Below are 15,009 nucleotides of genomic sequence, written 5' to 3'. Positions count from 1 at the left end.
GGCGGCGCTAAGCGCCAAGCCCCCACAGGCTGGCCAGCCCCAGAAACGACAGGAAACCCATCACATCGGTGCTGGTCGTCACGAACACCGCGGAGGAGACCGCGGGGTCGACTCCGGCGCGCTCCAGCGTCACCGGCACCAGCACCCCGGCCAGCCCGGCGACCATATTGTTGATCACCATCGCCAGCGCGATGACGATCGCCAGATCGCCATTGCCGAACACCAGCCAGGTGCCACCGCCGATCAACAATGCCAGCATCAGGCCATTGGCCACGGCAATGCGGAATTCGCGCAGGATCATGCGGGCCGTATTGCTACTGGTCAGCTGGTTGGTCGCCATGGCGCGCACCACCACCGCCAGCGTCTGCGTGCCGGCATTGCCACCCATGCCCGAGACGATCGGCATCAGCACCGCAAGCAAGGCGAAGCGCGCGATCTGGCCCTGGAACAGCCCGACCACCGAGGCGGCGATCATCGCCGTGCCGAGATTGACCACCAGCCAGGTGATGCGCGTGCGGATGGTCAGGTGCAGCGGCTCGTTGATGTCGCCATCGCCGGCGCCGGCCAGGCGCAATGTATCCTCGCCCGCTTCCTCGGAAATGATGTGGACGATATCGTCGACCGTGATCATCCCGACCAGCCGGCCATTGGGATCGACCACGGCAGCCGAGATCAAAGCGTATTTCTGGAAACGCAGCGCAACCTCTTCCTGGTCCATATCGACCGGAATCAGGGTCTGTTCGCGCTGCATCACATCGCCGATCGGAATGCTGCGCGGGGTGCGCAACAGCCACGACAATTGCACCGTGCCGACCGGCTTGTGCGTCGGATCGACGACGAAGATTTCCCAGAAATCGGTCGTCAGTTCCTCATGCCCGCGCAGATAATCGATCGCGTCGCCCACTTTCCAATGCTCGGGCACCGCGATCAGCTCGCGCTGCATCAGGCGGCCGGCGGATTCCTCGGGGTAGGACAGCGCTTCCTCGATCGCGGCGCGGTCGTCGGGGTCGAGCGCGCGCAGCACGGCGCGCTGGTCGTCCTCCTCCATATCCTCGATGATCGCGACGGCATCGTCGGTATCGAGTTCGGAGGCGATATCGGCGACTTCGTGCGGCTCGAGCGCGTCGATCAGATCCTCGCGGACATAATCGTTCATCTCGGCGAACACGTCACCGTCGAGCAGGTCGGTGATCGCCTTGGCCAGATCGGCGCGGCGATCGTTCGGCGTCAGCTCGAACAGATCGGCGATATCGGCCGGATGCAGCGGCTCGACCAAGGCGCGCGCCGCTTCGTGGTCGCCATCTTCGACGGCATCGAGCACTTTGCGGACGAATTCGGGCTTTAGCCGATCGTCTTCATCGAGCTGCGTGGCGTCTTCCGCGGGGGGGAGCAGGTCGGTCTCGCTCATGATATGGACCTCCAGCCGTCGTGTATGACGCCCGCCCTAGACCAGCGCTTCGCGCGCGTCATCCCCGGGGGACGCGACATTGCAACTGACGACCAGCATCGCTACCTCACTGCCTCCCCATTCCAGGAGCCCCCCATGGCCGATACATTCGAAACGCTGACCCTGACGCTCGACACCGGTGAGGTGAAGATCAAGCTGCGCCCCGATCTCGCGCCGCAGCACGTCGCGCGCATCGCCGAGCTGGCCAATGCCGGCTTCTATGACGGCGTGGTGTTCCACCGCGTGATCGCCGGCTTCATGGCGCAAGGCGGCGATCCCACCGGCACCGGCATGCACGGCTCGAAGAACCACCCGAACCTGCCGGCCGAATTCTCCAAGGAGCCGCACAAGCGCGGCGTCGCCTCGATGGCGCGTGCGCAGAGCCCGGATTCGGCCAACAGCCAGTTCTTCATCTGCCTCGATGACGCGCGTTTCCTGGACGGCCAGTACACCGTATGGGGCGAAGTGACCGACGGCATGGACGCAGTCGACGCGCTCCCTAAGGGCGAGCCGCCGCGCACGCCGGGCAAGATCGTCTCCGCCAAGGCTGAGTAAGCCTGACGACGATAGTGTTGAATTGTACACGCGTTTCGCGTATATAGAATTTGCCAAACGACATTGGCTTTTGCCTTTGAATCCGAACCCCCGTCATGCCAGTGGCGGGGGTTCAACTTTAAATGGCGTTCGGGGGCTGGGTGCCAGCCCAACCCCCTCCCGATGCCTACTTACGGCTGGCTACCTCGACCACCTTGAGGATCAAGGTGGCAAAGGCGAACAGCGCCGCAAGGAAAAGGCACAAGTCGCCAAACGACATTAGCTTTTCTCCTCTGAATCGACGGCCTGATCGACCGCCGCAAACAGATATACAGGGGTCGGCGGATGTTCGTTACCGCCGTCAGACACGGTTACACCCCCGGATCCGCCACCGCCTCGATCAGCCAATCGTGGAACAGCTTGACCGGTTTCTGTGTCAGCGCACGCGGGCGGCAGACGAACCAATAGCTGTACGGACTTTCCACCGGGATATCGAACAGCCGCACCAGCCGATCGTCATGCGCATCCTCGAAATGGCTTTCGTGCATGAAGGCGACGCCGAGCCCCTGCGCCGCGGCCTCCAGCATCAATGCACCCGAATCGAAATGGTCGATCGCCAGCGGCTCGAGATCGCGCAAGCCCGCCGCCTTGCGCCACGCGGTGAACGTGTCGGGCATTTCGCGATGGACCAAGGCGGTCAGCCCGGCGAGTTGCTCGGGGCGGGTGACCGGATTGGCCCCCTGCAGCAGCGTCTTCGCGCCGATCACATAGACCGAATTGCGATCCAGTCGCTTGGCATACAGGCCGGGATCGATCTCGCGCGCCAGCGCGATCACCGCATCGAGCCCGTCACCCAACCGCGCCACGCCGTGGCCGGCGGTGTCGATATCGAGATGCAGTTCGGGATGTTTCGCGCGCAATTCGGGCAGTTTGGGAAACAGTCGTTGCGAAGCATAAAGCGGCAGGATGCCGAGCCGCAGCCGCAACACTTCGGTACCGCTGGTCATCATCTCGACCGCATCGGACAAGGCGTCGATCGCCGGCGCGATCTGCGCAAGCAGCCGTTCGCCGTCCATGTTGAGCACCAGCGCCTGGTGGCGGCGCTCGAACAACGGCTTGTCGATAAAGCGTTCCAACGCCTGCACGCGGCGGCTGAGCGCGGGCGGGGACAGCGCCAGTTCCTGCGACGCGGCCTTGATCGAGCCCAGGCGCGCAACCTGCACGAACGCTTCGATCGCGGTAAGGGGCGGCAGTCTGCGCATCGTCACTCCTTCGTGGGCGCTTTGTGCGCCGCACCAATATCCCCCCTAACCCGAACCGATCATTTCACTTCCGTACTATTTTGGCGATGGTTGCATAAATTGCAACCGCGACGGTTCCGTTCGCACTTGCACAATATACGATTCGGCGGCAATCAGGGTGTGCCTTTCAGGCATCCTCTCCTAAAACTTTACAGGCCAGTCCTCCGGGGCTGGCCCTTTTTTTGTCTCGGGCGCCGGCTGCAGCCCGACCGAATGGCGCCCCGCGCCTCGCATAACCGCCACCGGCCCCCTATCTCCCGCGCTGACACTTCAGCGGTTGAAGAGAGAATTGATGGCCGACAGCGAAAATCCCGTGCGGAAATTGCAGGTTGCGAATGCGCGCCCCGAAGATAGCGGCCGCGGCCTGGCGCACGTCCCGCGCTCACTCATGGCGGCACTGCAGCTTATCGAGGGCGATGTCATCGAAGTGGTCGGCAAATCCTCCACGCCGGCCCGCGCGGTCGCGCCTTATGCCGAGGATGAGGGGCTGGAGATCGTTCGCATCGACGGCCTGCAGCGCGCCAATGCCGGGGTCGGTTCGGGCGATTTCGTCGAGGTGCGGAAAGTCGAATCCAAGGCCGCGACACGCGTGGTGTTCGCCCCGGCGCAGCAAAACCTGCGGCTGCAGGGTTCCTCCCAGGCGCTGAAGCGGACCTTTTTCGGCCGGCCGCTCACCCAGGGCGACGTCGTCGCGACGGCGGGCCAGCAGCGCGTCGACGACATGCCGCCAGGGGTGCAGCAGTTCCTCCGCGCGCCAGCCTATGCGCTGCAGGAGATTCGCCTCGCGGTGATCGCGACCACCCCCAAGGGCGTCGTCCATGTCGACGAAAATACCGAGATCGAGCTGCGCCCCGAATATGAGGAGCCCAAGGAAGCGCGCCGTGCCGACGTGACCTATGACGATATCGGCGGCATGGCCGGCACGATCGACCAGCTGCGCGAAATGGTCGAGCTGCCGCTGCGTTACCCCGAACTGTTCCAGCGTTTGGGCGTCGATCCGCCCAAGGGCGTATTGCTCTACGGCCCCCCCGGCACCGGCAAGACGCGGCTCGCGCGCGCCGTGGCCAACGAATCGGCGGCCGAGTTTTTCCTGATCAACGGGCCCGAAATCATGGGCTCCGCCTACGGCGAATCGGAACAACGGCTGCGCCAGGTGTTCGAGGAAGCCGAGAAGGCCTCGCCCTCGATCGTGTTCATCGACGAGATCGATTCGATCGCCCCCAAGCGGGGGCAAGTGTCGGGCGAGGCGGAGAAGCGCCTCGTCGCGCAATTGCTGACCTTGATGGATGGCTTGGAGGCGCGCGCCAATGTCGTCGTGATCGCCGCCACCAACCGCCCCGAGGCGATCGACGAAGCCTTGCGCCGCCCCGGCCGGTTCGACCGCGAGATCGTCGTCGGCGTGCCGGACGAGCGCGGCCGGCGCGAGATCCTGGGCATTCACACGCGTGGCATGCCCTTGGGCGACAAGGTCGATCTCGATGAGCTGGCCAGCACGACCTACGGCTTCGTCGGCGCCGATCTCGCCGCGCTCGCCCGCGAGGCGGCGATCGAGGCGGTGCGCAAGATCATGCCCAAGCTCAATCTGTCCGAAGGCACGATTCCGCCGGAGGTGCTTGACGAGCTCGCAGTGACTCGCGAAGATTTCCTCGATGCGCTGAAGCGCGTGCAGCCGAGCGCGATGCGCGAAGTGATGGTCGAGGCGCCCAAGGTGCGTTGGGAGGATGTCGGCGGGCTCGACAGCGCCCAAGCGCGGCTCAAGGAAGGCGTCGAACTGCCCTTGAAGGACCCCGATGCGTTCCGCCGGCTCGGCATCCGCCCGGCCAAGGGCTTCCTGCTCTATGGCCCGCCCGGCACCGGCAAGACCTTGCTCGCCAAAGCAGTGGCGCGCGAGGCCAAGGCCAATTTCATCGCCACCAAATCGAGCGACCTACTGAGCAAATGGTATGGCGAGAGCGAACAGCAGATCGCCCGATTGTTCAGCCGGGCGCGGCAGGTTGCGCCCTGCGTGCTGTTCATCGACGAGCTTGACTCGCTGGTGCCCACGCGGGGCAGCGGGATGGGCGAGCCGCAGGTCACCGAGCGCGTGGTCAACACGATCCTGGCCGAAATGGACGGGCTGGAGGAATTGCAATCGGTCGTCGTGATCGGCGCGACCAACCGGCCCAATCTGATCGATCCGGCATTGCTCCGCCCGGGCCGGTTCGACGAACTGATCTATGTCGGCCTGCCCGATGCGCCGGGCCGCGCGCGCATCCTCAAGATCCAGACGGCGAAAATGCCGCTGGCGGGCGATGTCGATCTTGAACGGCTGGCAGCCCGCGCAGATCGCTTCACCGGGGCGGATCTGGAGGACCTGGTGCGCCGCGCGGGCCTGATCGCGCTGCGCCAGTCGCTGTCGGTCGAGCAGGTGACGATGGCGCATTTCGAGGAAGCGCTGACCGATTCACGCGCTTCGGTGACGCCCGACATGGAGCGCGATTACCAGCAGATTGCCGCGCAGCTGAAGCAGGATGCGGCGGCGCTGCAGCCGATTGGTTTCGTCTCGCCGGGCCAGTTGCGCGGGCGGGAGCAGCAATAGGGGAAATCGTCACCCCAGCGCCGGCTGGGGTCTCAAGCGGCTCCTGTCCTGCCCTTGCCGCTTGAGATCCCAGCCTGCGCTGGGATGACGCTTGTGGCGGTGGGCGATTGACGGTGACATCCAAACCCCGCACGGGGCGCTCATGACCCGCAGGATCAACCCCGGCATCCTCTATGCCGTCATCGCCTATACGATCTGGGGCCTGCTCCCGGCGTTCCTCAAGCTGCTCAAGCCGCTGCCCGCGCCCGATATCCTGGCGCATCGCATCCTGTGGTCGCTGCTGCTGCTCGCCGGGCTGGCGATCGCGCTGAAGCATGGCCCCGCGCTCAAACGCATCGTTACCACGCCGCGGCTGATGCTCGCGCTGACCGCCTCAGCGACGCTGATCGCGGTCAACTGGCTATGCTATATCGTTGCGGTCAACAGCGGCAACGTCGCGCAGGCGAGCCTCGGTTATTTCATCAACCCGCTGGTCAACGTAGCGTTGGGCGTGCTCGTGCTGCGCGAACGATTGGGCCGGATCGAGACGGTGGCGATCGCGCTGGCCGCGCTCGGGGTTGTCTTCCTCGCCTATGAACAAGGTGGCGTGCCGGTTATCCCGCTGACCTTAGCCTTTTCGTTCGCTTTTTACGGGCTGATCCGCAAGCTCACCCCGGTCGATGCGCTCGACGGCCTGCTGGTCGAAACCGCGATCCTGTCCCCACCGTCGCTCGCCTGGCTGCTGATCGCCGGCACCTCGCTCGCCGCCGGCCCGGCCTGGCCGTTGCTGCCCGCAGCGGGCGTGGTCACGGCAATCCCGCTCGTCCTGTTTGCGGCGGCGGCCAAGCGCGTACGCTATAGCGACATGGGCCTGTTGCAATATATCGGCCCGACGCTGCAGCTCGTGCTCGCCGTCGCGGTTTACGGCGAGCGGCTGCGCCCGGTGGAATGGGCGGCGTTCGCGCTGATCTGGATCGCGCTGGCAATCTACGCGACCGGCATGGTGATCGGCAGCCGGGCGGCAGCGCGCCAGGCTAAAGTAGCGGATCAGCCTGGATTACCGGCGTCTTGAGCGCTTTCCAGGCGTAGAAGATCAACGCGACCAACACGCCGCTGGCGACCAGATAGGGCAGTGCATGCTGCGCCTCGTATAGCCCGACGCCAATCGACGGCCCGAGCACGAAGCTCGCGCCGTTGACGCTGGTCACCTTGCCCGCGACCGAGCCCTGCGCCGCCGGCCCGACCGCGAGCGATGAACCGGCGGTGAAGCCAGGGCGGGTGAAGCCGAACCCGGCCGAGGCAAGCGCATAGGCCAATGCGATCCCGTAGAGCGACGTGGCCAGCCCGGTCAGCGCGCAACCGATCGCCGACAGCACCAACCCGACCAGCACCAGCCGTTTGGGATCGAGCTTGAGGATCGGGATCAGCCCCCATTGCACCAGCAAGGCCGAGCCCGCGCCCATGATCAGCACCAGCCCGGTCGGTTTGAGCGCTTCGATCGGCGCCACGCCCAAGCGATCGATGACGAGAAAGCCGATCGCCTGCCCGGTCATCGCCTGGGCATGGCCCATCAGCAGCCCCATGATCATCCAGCCGCGGATGCGCGGATCGAGATAGCCGACCCGTTCGCCGACCAGATGCGTCGCCGCGGTAACGCTGGCGCCGGACGACTGCCCGCCGACGGAGGGGTAGGATTGCGCCGCGCCGTGACTGTCGGGATCGGGCGCGCCGAGCTTGGCGACGCGGTCGTTGGGCAGCATGCGGTGCACCGCCACGAAAATGCACGCGCCGAAGATGGCGGCGAAAAAGGCCGGACCGGCCAGCCCGATCTCGAGCCCGCCGATATGGCCGAGCGTCAGATAGGGCGCGATCGCCGGTCCCAAGATCGTCCCCAATCCGAACGCCGAGCCAAGCAGGGTGAGCGCGCGCGTGCGTTCCGCGCGACTGGTGCTCCCAGCGACCAAGGCTTGCACCGCCGGCGGTGCGGCCGAGCCGAAGCTGCCATAGACGAGCCGCCCGAGGATGAATGCGAGGAATGCGGTGGTGCCGCCGATCCAGCCGTTGATCCCCGCGGTCAGCGCGATCCCGCACAGCAGCAACGAGACGGTGAACCCGCCCATGCCGAGCAGGATCATCGCCCGCCGGCCGTGCCGATCAGAGCGATTGGCCCAGAACGGCGCGGAGATCACCCAGAGCAGGGCGGAGACGGAAAAGGCGGCGGCGACCGCGCTGTCCGGCACGTTGAGCGAGCGGCCGAGCGCCGGGAGCACCGATTGCATCGCGGTGTTACCGGCAGCGATGGTCAGCATCACCACGAACAGCAGCAGGAAATCGCGCTCGATGCGCCCCTTGCTCGACGGGGCGGTCGCCGGGCTTGCGCCGGCTGTTGGTTCCTCATCCATGGACGGGACTTACGGGTTTTGGGCGCGCGCGCAAACCCGCCGGACGCCGCGACGCAACCCGATCCTTGAATGTTCGTTACAAGTTTGCGACGGGAGTTGATAAACACCGTCGCGACGCCCGGCCGAGGGCCAGATCAAGGATAACCAGTGCCAGTTTCTACCCTCGCCACGCGGCGCCAGCGCCGCCAGCTTCGACAGGCTGCCGGTGTCCCCTCTCCCTGGGGCATGTTCCTGAAGGGCTTCCTCAAGCATCCGGTGATGGTCGGCGCCTTGGTCCCGTCGTCGGGCCAGCTGGTCAAGCGCATGCTCAGCCGGGTCGATTGGGCTAACACCAAGGTGTTTGTCGAATATGGCCCGGGCGTCGGCACCTTCTCGCGCGCGATCCTCAATGCGCTGCCTGCCGACGCGAGCTATATCGCGATCGACACCAACGAGGATTTCATCCGCTATCTGCGCCACGACATCGTCGATCCGCGCTTCTCCGCGGTGCTGGGATCGGCCGCCGACGTGATCGAGATCGTCGCCGATCACGGCCATGAAAAAGCTGATTACGTGCTGTCGGGCCTGCCTTTCTCGACGCTCCCCGCCGGGGTCGGCGACGCCATCGGGCAGGCGACGGCCGACGTGCTGCGCCCGGGCGGCGCCTTCCTGGTCTATCAATATTCGCCCAAGTGCCGCGATTTCATCGAGCCCTACATCCCCAAGGTCGAGCATCAGATGGAATGGTGGAACGTGCCCCCGGCACAGCTCTATTGGGCCTGGAAAGAATAATACGCACGAGCGGGACCCATCGTCATCCCAGCGGAAGCTGGGATCTCAAGCGGCTCCTGTCCTGCGCCATCCGCATGAGACCCCAGCTTCCGCGGGGGTGACGTTGTGGCTTGTGCTAGCGCCGCTCGCGCCCGAAGTTCAGCCGCTTGGTCACGTTATAATCCAGCACGGTGATCACGAAATACGCCGCCGCCTGCTTCACGCGGCGCCACGGCGTGGTGCGCGCTTTGTACAGCGCCGGCGTGATCAGCTCGGACTGCGCGATCTCGCCCTCGACATAGGCCCGTGCATGCGCCGCGAAGGCGGCATCGTCGATGCGCAACATGATCTCGAGATTGAGGAACATGCTGCGAATATCGAAATTGGCCGAGCCGACATAGACGACGTCGTCGATCACGAAGAGCTTGGTGTGCAGCTTGGTCAGCAGATATTCGTAGATCGCGACTTTCTTGCGCAACAGTCCGGCATAGGTGAAGCGCGACGCCCAGATCGCGCCTTCGTGATCGTTCTTCGAGGGCAGCACGATGCGCACCCGCCCGCGCTGCCCGAGCCGGTCGAGCCGGCGCAGCATCGCCGGGTTGGGCGCGAAATACCCGGCGATCAGATCGAACGATTTCGCCCGCCGGAGATCGGCACGCACCGCCTTGGCCCAGGGGCTCAGATGCCGCGTCGGCCCGCCGAACAGCCAGCGCGTGTGACCCTCATGCTGGCTCCACTGCCCAAGCAACCGACGGAGCGCGCGGATCGGCGCCTTGGGCGTCTCGATCCAGCGCTTGAGCGTATCGAAATAGCCGGTCAGGGCGGCCGCCGAGGGCCCCTCGACCAGCAGCCCGAGATCGCGCCACGCTTGTTCGGCCGGGGTGCCGAAATAGGAATCCTGGATGTTGAACCCGCCGATGATGACGCGTGCCGTCTCGCTGTCGCCATCGGCCAGCGCGAACTTCTGGTGGTTGCGCAGCAGATAACGCCGCCCGAGCCGCGGTTCGAACCGGCACACCGAGGCCCCGGCCGCGACCAGCGGATCGAAGAATTTCTCGTTCGCCGCCGGCCCGCTGCCCAAGCCATCGAGGATCACCGACACGGTCACGCCGCGCGCCGCGGCATCGATCATCGCCTGGCGCACGCGCATCCCGGCGGTATCGTCGACATAGATGTAATAGAGGATGCGTAGCGAGTGTTGGGCGCTGTCGATCAACGCGATCAGCGCCGCCAGCCGGCGCGGCCCGGTATCGAGCATGGTCAGCCGATCGCCGTCGATGGTGAAGCTCGGCTGCGGGGCGGGTTCGGTCATCGCCGCGCGTGATGGCCGGGCGGGGCAGCGCGCGCAAGGCGATTCCTTGACTCTTTGAGGCGACGGTCATACAGCGCGACGCTTCATCTATCCTGCCGTTTACCGAAGGAAGCCATTCATGGCGCGCGTCACCGTCGAAGATTGCGTCGACAAGATTCCCAACCGCTTCGATCTCGTTTTGCTTGCCGCCCAGCGCGCCCGCCAGATCTCCGGCGGTGCCGACCTCACGCTCGACCGCGACCGCGACAAGAACCCGGTCGTCGCGCTGCGCGAGATCGCCGAGCAGAACGTCAAGCCCGCGCATCTCGAGGAATCGGTGATTTCCGGCCTACAGCGCGTGCAGGTCGACGACGAGGACGAGGCAGATGCCGTCGGCAACCTGGCGCAGTCGGCCGAGGCATTGCGCCTCACCGCCGCCGCCCCGCCGCGGAACCAGAATCTTGGCGCGGATTATGAAGGCTAAGGCAGCGGATTAGCCCAAGCTAATCCGTGTCTCGGCCTTAGTCCGGCCGGCGGGCTGCAAGCCCGACCGACGACGCGGCTCCGCCGCGGCGCTGCCCCAAAAGAAAAGCCCGCCGAGCAATCGGCGGGCTTTTCTTTTAGTCCTCCCCGGCACGGGGAGGTGGCAGCCGAAGGCTGACGGAGGGGCCGGGCCGGCAACGCAACCGTGGTGTATGCGGAGGCCCCCCTCCACCATTTGCTAAAGGAGCAAATGGTCCCCCTCCCCGTACCGGGGAGGAGCCTAGTCGGCTTCCGCCTCAACGACCGCTCGCCGGCCCTTGAACCCCTGCGCCACCACGAACCACTCCACCGATCCCTTGCGGCTGGCCGGGGGCTTGGCATGCTTCACCGTGGTGAAATTGCGCTTCATCTCCGCCACCAGCTCCGAATCCGCGCCGCCGGCGAACACTTTCGACACGAACGCCCCACCGGGCTCCAGCACCTCGATGGCGAACGCCAAGGCCGCCTCGACCAGCCCCAGCGTGCGCAGCGCATCGGTCTGCGGATGGCCCACCGTATTCGCCGCCATGTCCGACAGCACCAGATCCGGTGCGCCGCCCAGCTCGGCGATCAGCAGGTCGGGCGCGGCATCGTCCATGAAATCCATGTGCAGGATGACGACGCCGTCGATCGGATCGACCGGCAGCAGATCGATCCCGACGATCGCCGCCTTAGGCGCCTGCCGCCGCACCACCTGGCTCCACCCGCCCGGCGCCAGCCCCAGATCGAGCACGCGCTTCTTGCCCTTGAGAAAGCCGAATCGCTCGTCCAGCTCGATCAATTTATACGCCGCGCGGCTGCGATAGCCGTCGGCCTTGGCGCGTTTGACATAGGGGTCGTTGAGCTGGCGTTGCAGCCAGCGCGTCGATTGCGGCGTGCGCTTGCGCGCGGTCTTGACGCGGACCCACAGGCCGCCGCCGTCCTTGCTCATAAAGCGCCCTTACTCATAATCGTTCCTTGCCCATCAGGCGGCGGAGAATGCCCTCGCGAATGCCGCGGTCCGCCACGCCAAGCCGTTCGGCCGGCCATAGATCCATGATCGTCTCGAGAATCGCGCAGCCCGCCACGACCAGATCGGCGCGCTCGGTGCCGATGCACGGCAATGTCGCGCGCTCGGCCAGGTCCATGCCGGCCAGGTCCGCGCTGATCTTGCGCATCGAGCTTGCCGGCACGATCAACCCGTCGACCTCGGCGCGGTCATAGCGCGACAAGCCGAGATGGACGCTGGCCAGCGTCGTCACCGTCCCGGACGTGCCGAGCAATCGCGGTCGATCGATCCCCCGCGGCAACCGCGCCGTAAACGGCGCGAAGCTCTCGGCGACGATATCGCACATCCGGGCATAGGCATCGAGCCGCCCCTGCCGCGTTTCGGCATAGCCGATATGCTCGGTCAGCGAGACCACGCCCCAGGGCGCGCTATGCCAATCGAGCACGCGCGGCACCTCGGACCGCGTGTCGACCAGCACCAATTCGGTCGATCCGCCGCCAATATCGAACACCAGGGCCGGATCCTCGCCCGGTTCGATCAGGGCGTGGCAGCCGAGCACGGCCAGCCGCGCTTCTTCCTCGGCCGAGATGATGTCGAGATGAATGCCGGTCTCGTCCAGCGCCCGGGCGATGAACGCTGCGCCATTGTCCGCGCGACGGCACGCTTCGGTGGCGACCGAGCGCGACAGCAGGACATTGCGACGCTTCAATTTGTCGGCACATACTTTCAGCGCCGCCAGAGTCCGTTCGATCGCCGCATCGCTCAATTTGCCGGTCGCCGCGAGCCCCTCGCCCAGCCGCACGATGCGCGAGAAGGCGTCGACCACGGCAAAGCCATCGCCCTGCGGCCGGGCGATGAGCAAGCGGCAATTGTTGGTGCCGAGATCGAGCGCGGCATAATGGCGCGGCTCGCTCCAGCCCTTGCGTTGGCCCGCCGCCTGGGCTGGGCCTGGCCTGCCGCCATGTTGGCCGGGCGCCGGACGGGCAACGGAGGGCTGCCGGTACGGCGTTCTGGGCGACTGATCCCCCATGCCGTTCTCACTTATTATGTTCTTCCGTCACGCTGAGGGCAATGCGCCCGGCGCTCGGTGCTTGCGCATAAGGTAGCGCAGCCATGGGCCAGCGGCAAGCCGCTGCCATGTTGACACTCCGCCGCACCCCGCCTATCTCGCGCGCTCGCTGATGCCCCGTCGTCTAATGGTAAGACTGCGGTTTCTGATACCGCCTATTGAGGTTCGAATCCTCACGGGGCATCCAGCGATTTCAGGCAAAGCGTTGCGATGATTGTCTTTCCGGCTGGCTGTGGGAGACGTTACCACAGTCGTACCCACGCCTGAACGCGGATGCTGGCGTTGATAGGCGCATGTCGGCAACCGCTTCGCACGAACTAGACCTTGGACCAGACCCGATGACCCCATCCGAAACATACCGCGCCAATGCCGCAGAACAGCGCGCCGCCGCGGAAAAGGCAACGCTGGCCAACCGCCGCGATATGCACGAGCGTTCAGCGGAAACATGGGACGCGATGGCCGAGGCCAATGAAGCGACGGCGGCACGGGCTGTCGTCAACGCTGCGGCGAAATCCGCTCGATAACGGCCGCCGGGGCGTCAGATCGCCTGCGGTGTCTCGGGTTGGTTCGCTGCCGCACGACGGCGGAGACATACTTGCAGAACAAGCAGTTATCACGCCGCTAATGTCGAATGTTCGGAACGATAAGGATGGCCAGCGGCTTTAGGCTCACTCTGCAGCACTAACCGCGACAGGAATTATCATGAATTCGAACCTCGTATCCGCAGTCTTCGACAACCATGCCGAGGCTGAGCGCGCTGTGAGCGAGCTCCGTAGCGCCGGTGTGAATGATAGCGCGATTTCGATCGTAGCGCAGCACGACGGCAAGAACACGACGACCGACGGCAGCGGTGAAACGCAGGAGTTCGTCGGCAAGGTAGCCGCCGGCGCCGGCATCGGCACGATCCTGGGCATCGCTGCGCTCGCGATCCCGGGCGTTGGCCCGCTCGTCGCGGCGGGCGCGATTGCGTCGGCGGCGATCCCGGCCGCTGCCCTCACGGGCGCTGCCCTTGGCGGCGCGGCAGGTGGCCTGGAAAAGGTCATGACCGATCACGGCGTCAGCAGCGAAGACGCGACCTATTATAACGACCGGGTGAATGATGGCGGCGTGTTCGTGTCCGTCGATACGAGCGCGGCAGGAATCAGTGCGGAAGACGCAACAGACGTGCTCTACCGCCTTGGTGGGCACAGCTCGTCGCGGTCGCGCATCGCCGCGATATGATGGCACACGTTCGTAGTGCCTAACAAGCGGGGCGCTCCACTTGGGGCGCCCCGCTTTTTGTCTGGATCGTCTAAGCCGACCTCACCCTGCCGGCTTCGCCAGCATCTTCTCCGCGCTGGTCTTTACGAACGCGCCGATCGGACCGGCCATCATCGACAGCACCATGGGGATCTTTACGGTCCCGCTGACGACGGTTTCGCCAATCTCGAGATCCGCGGCGATCTTCTGGCCCATTGCCTTGATCGCCAGCGTAAGACGATCTTCGCTCTGCCATGCGGGCTCGACGGTGCCGCCACCCGGAATATGCGCCGCGAGCTTGGGCAAGCCCGCCTCGATACGATGCCGAGCCTCGGTCTTGCCAAGGTCGTGGGGGATGTCGAAGTGCAGGTCAGCCATGGTTGGGTGCTCGTATGACGGGATGCGCTGCCGGTAAACTTCGCATCGCTTTACGACAAGGCGACTAAGGCTCGGCGTGGCTGCCAGCCGATTTACACGCCGCTGACGATACGACCATCGCCTCGACGATCGCCGACGATCGTCCCGGCGATCGCCGCATGGTTCGCCATTCGTCGTGTCGCATACGCGCCTCGAAAGTGATTGGCCGCCACGCCGCTTTGCGGTAATCGCCGCCCTGGAGCGTGGCGCAAGCCGCGCGCCACTGATCGCGCCGGTGCCCCGCAAGGGGCTTAATTGCGGAATGCGGTGCGGGGGGTTCGCCCTCCAAAGCCGCGGCTGTCCCTGCAACTGTAAGCGGTGAGCGAGATGCACAGGCCCGGTTCGCACCGGGCAGCCACTGGGCCTTCGGGCCTGGGAAGGCGTGGATCGAGCCTTGACCCGTGAGCCAGGAGACCTGCCAGCGCTGTCGCTCATGTTTCGGTCCAGGGGATGGCCGGGGCACGGACTCGTATCCGTTCGAGCGACGAATCG

At 65.5% G+C, this 15,009-nt stretch carries 14 protein-coding genes, 1 tRNA gene and 1 riboswitch; of the genes, 8 read left to right on the top strand and 7 right to left on the bottom strand.

The window, feature by feature from the left end; all coding sequences use genetic code 11:
* Positions 1-7 precede the first annotated feature (7 nt).
* On the bottom strand, positions 8-1,408 hold the full coding sequence (mgtE, locus tag U1739_RS09255) for a magnesium transporter (protein WP_332706991.1): 1,401 nt from the start codon (positions 1,406-1,408) through the stop codon (positions 8-10).
* Between the two features lie 135 nt (positions 1,409-1,543).
* Here mgtE and U1739_RS09250 point away from each other — a divergent pair, with 135 nt between their 5' ends.
* The gene (locus U1739_RS09250; protein ID WP_261295063.1) at positions 1,544-2,002 is read left to right on the top strand and encodes a peptidylprolyl isomerase; all 459 of its coding nucleotides are present in this window, start codon (positions 1,544-1,546) and stop codon (positions 2,000-2,002) included.
* 350 nt (positions 2,003-2,352) lie between these two features.
* Here U1739_RS09250 and U1739_RS09245 read toward each other — a convergent pair whose 3' ends face one another.
* Positions 2,353-3,243: a LysR substrate-binding domain-containing protein gene (locus U1739_RS09245; protein ID WP_332706988.1), complete on the bottom strand. Its 891-nt coding sequence runs from the start codon at positions 3,241-3,243 to the stop codon at positions 2,353-2,355.
* A gap of 331 nt (positions 3,244-3,574) precedes the next feature.
* Between U1739_RS09245 and U1739_RS09240 the strand changes: the two genes are divergently transcribed.
* On the top strand, positions 3,575-5,860 hold the full coding sequence (locus U1739_RS09240) for a CDC48 family AAA ATPase (RefSeq protein WP_332706985.1): 2,286 nt from the start codon (positions 3,575-3,577) through the stop codon (positions 5,858-5,860).
* 142 nt (positions 5,861-6,002) lie between these two features.
* Positions 6,003-6,911 (top strand): EamA family transporter RarD, encoded by a 909-nt coding sequence (rarD, locus tag U1739_RS09235; RefSeq protein WP_332706982.1) that lies wholly within the window; start codon positions 6,003-6,005, stop codon positions 6,909-6,911.
* Here rarD and U1739_RS09230 read toward each other — a convergent pair.
* Positions 6,874-8,241, bottom strand: a complete 1,368-nt coding sequence (locus U1739_RS09230; protein WP_332706979.1) for an MFS transporter — start codon at positions 8,239-8,241, stop codon at positions 6,874-6,876. The genes rarD and U1739_RS09230 overlap by 38 nt on opposite strands.
* Before the next feature lie 147 nt (positions 8,242-8,388).
* Between U1739_RS09230 and U1739_RS09225 the strand changes: the two genes are divergently transcribed.
* A complete protein-coding gene (locus U1739_RS09225; protein WP_443025527.1) occupies positions 8,389-9,012 on the top strand; it encodes a class I SAM-dependent methyltransferase in 624 nt (207 codons plus the stop codon).
* Positions 9,013-9,127: 115 nt separating this feature from the next.
* Here the strand turns inward: U1739_RS09225 and U1739_RS09220 are convergent, their stop codons facing one another.
* Positions 9,128-10,303, bottom strand: a complete 1,176-nt coding sequence (locus tag U1739_RS09220; protein ID WP_332706976.1) for a phospholipase D-like domain-containing protein — start codon at positions 10,301-10,303, stop codon at positions 9,128-9,130.
* Positions 10,304-10,421: 118 nt separating this feature from the next.
* Here U1739_RS09220 and rpoZ point away from each other — a divergent pair, with 118 nt between their 5' ends.
* Positions 10,422-10,766 (top strand): DNA-directed RNA polymerase subunit omega, encoded by a 345-nt coding sequence (gene rpoZ, locus U1739_RS09215; RefSeq protein ID WP_332706973.1) that lies wholly within the window; start codon positions 10,422-10,424, stop codon positions 10,764-10,766.
* Positions 10,767-11,045: 279 nt separating this feature from the next.
* Here the strand turns inward: rpoZ and U1739_RS09210 are convergent, their stop codons facing one another.
* Together U1739_RS09210 and U1739_RS09205 are read right to left on the bottom strand one after the other, a co-directional pair.
* On the bottom strand, positions 11,046-11,735 hold the full coding sequence (locus U1739_RS09210; RefSeq protein ID WP_332706970.1) for an RlmE family RNA methyltransferase: 690 nt from the start codon (positions 11,733-11,735) through the stop codon (positions 11,046-11,048).
* 13 nt (positions 11,736-11,748) lie between these two features.
* Positions 11,749-12,822 (bottom strand): Ppx/GppA phosphatase family protein, encoded by a 1,074-nt coding sequence (locus U1739_RS09205; protein WP_332706967.1) that lies wholly within the window; start codon positions 12,820-12,822, stop codon positions 11,749-11,751.
* Positions 12,823-12,974: 152 nt separating this feature from the next.
* Here U1739_RS09205 and U1739_RS09200 point away from each other — a divergent pair.
* The 3 genes from U1739_RS09200 (at position 12,975) to U1739_RS09190 (ending at position 14,082) form a co-directional block, all read left to right on the top strand.
* Positions 12,975-13,048, top strand: a tRNA-Gln gene (locus tag U1739_RS09200).
* Positions 13,049-13,199: 151 nt separating this feature from the next.
* Entirely contained in the window at positions 13,200-13,385 is a 186-nt protein-coding gene (locus U1739_RS09195) for a hypothetical protein (protein ID WP_332706964.1), read from the top strand.
* 178 nt (positions 13,386-13,563) lie between these two features.
* Positions 13,564-14,082 (top strand): general stress protein, encoded by a 519-nt coding sequence (locus U1739_RS09190; RefSeq protein ID WP_332706961.1) that lies wholly within the window; start codon positions 13,564-13,566, stop codon positions 14,080-14,082.
* Between the two features lie 81 nt (positions 14,083-14,163).
* Here U1739_RS09190 and U1739_RS09185 read toward each other — a convergent pair whose 3' ends face one another.
* Positions 14,164-14,478, bottom strand: coding sequence for a polyhydroxyalkanoic acid system family protein (locus U1739_RS09185; RefSeq protein ID WP_332706958.1), 315 nt, complete (start codon positions 14,476-14,478; stop codon positions 14,164-14,166).
* Positions 14,479-14,733: 255 nt separating this feature from the next.
* Positions 14,734-14,954: riboswitch (cobalamin riboswitch) on the top strand.
* Positions 14,955-15,009 lie beyond the last annotated feature (55 nt).

Origin of the sequence: Parasphingomonas puruogangriensis (genome assembly GCF_036663635.1) — a bacterium.
In the GTDB taxonomy this organism is placed as follows: Bacteria; Pseudomonadota; Alphaproteobacteria; order Sphingomonadales; family Sphingomonadaceae; genus Sphingomonas.
The sequence above is the reverse complement of the archived record's forward strand: the minus strand, read 5'-3'. Positions and strand labels throughout refer to the sequence as shown.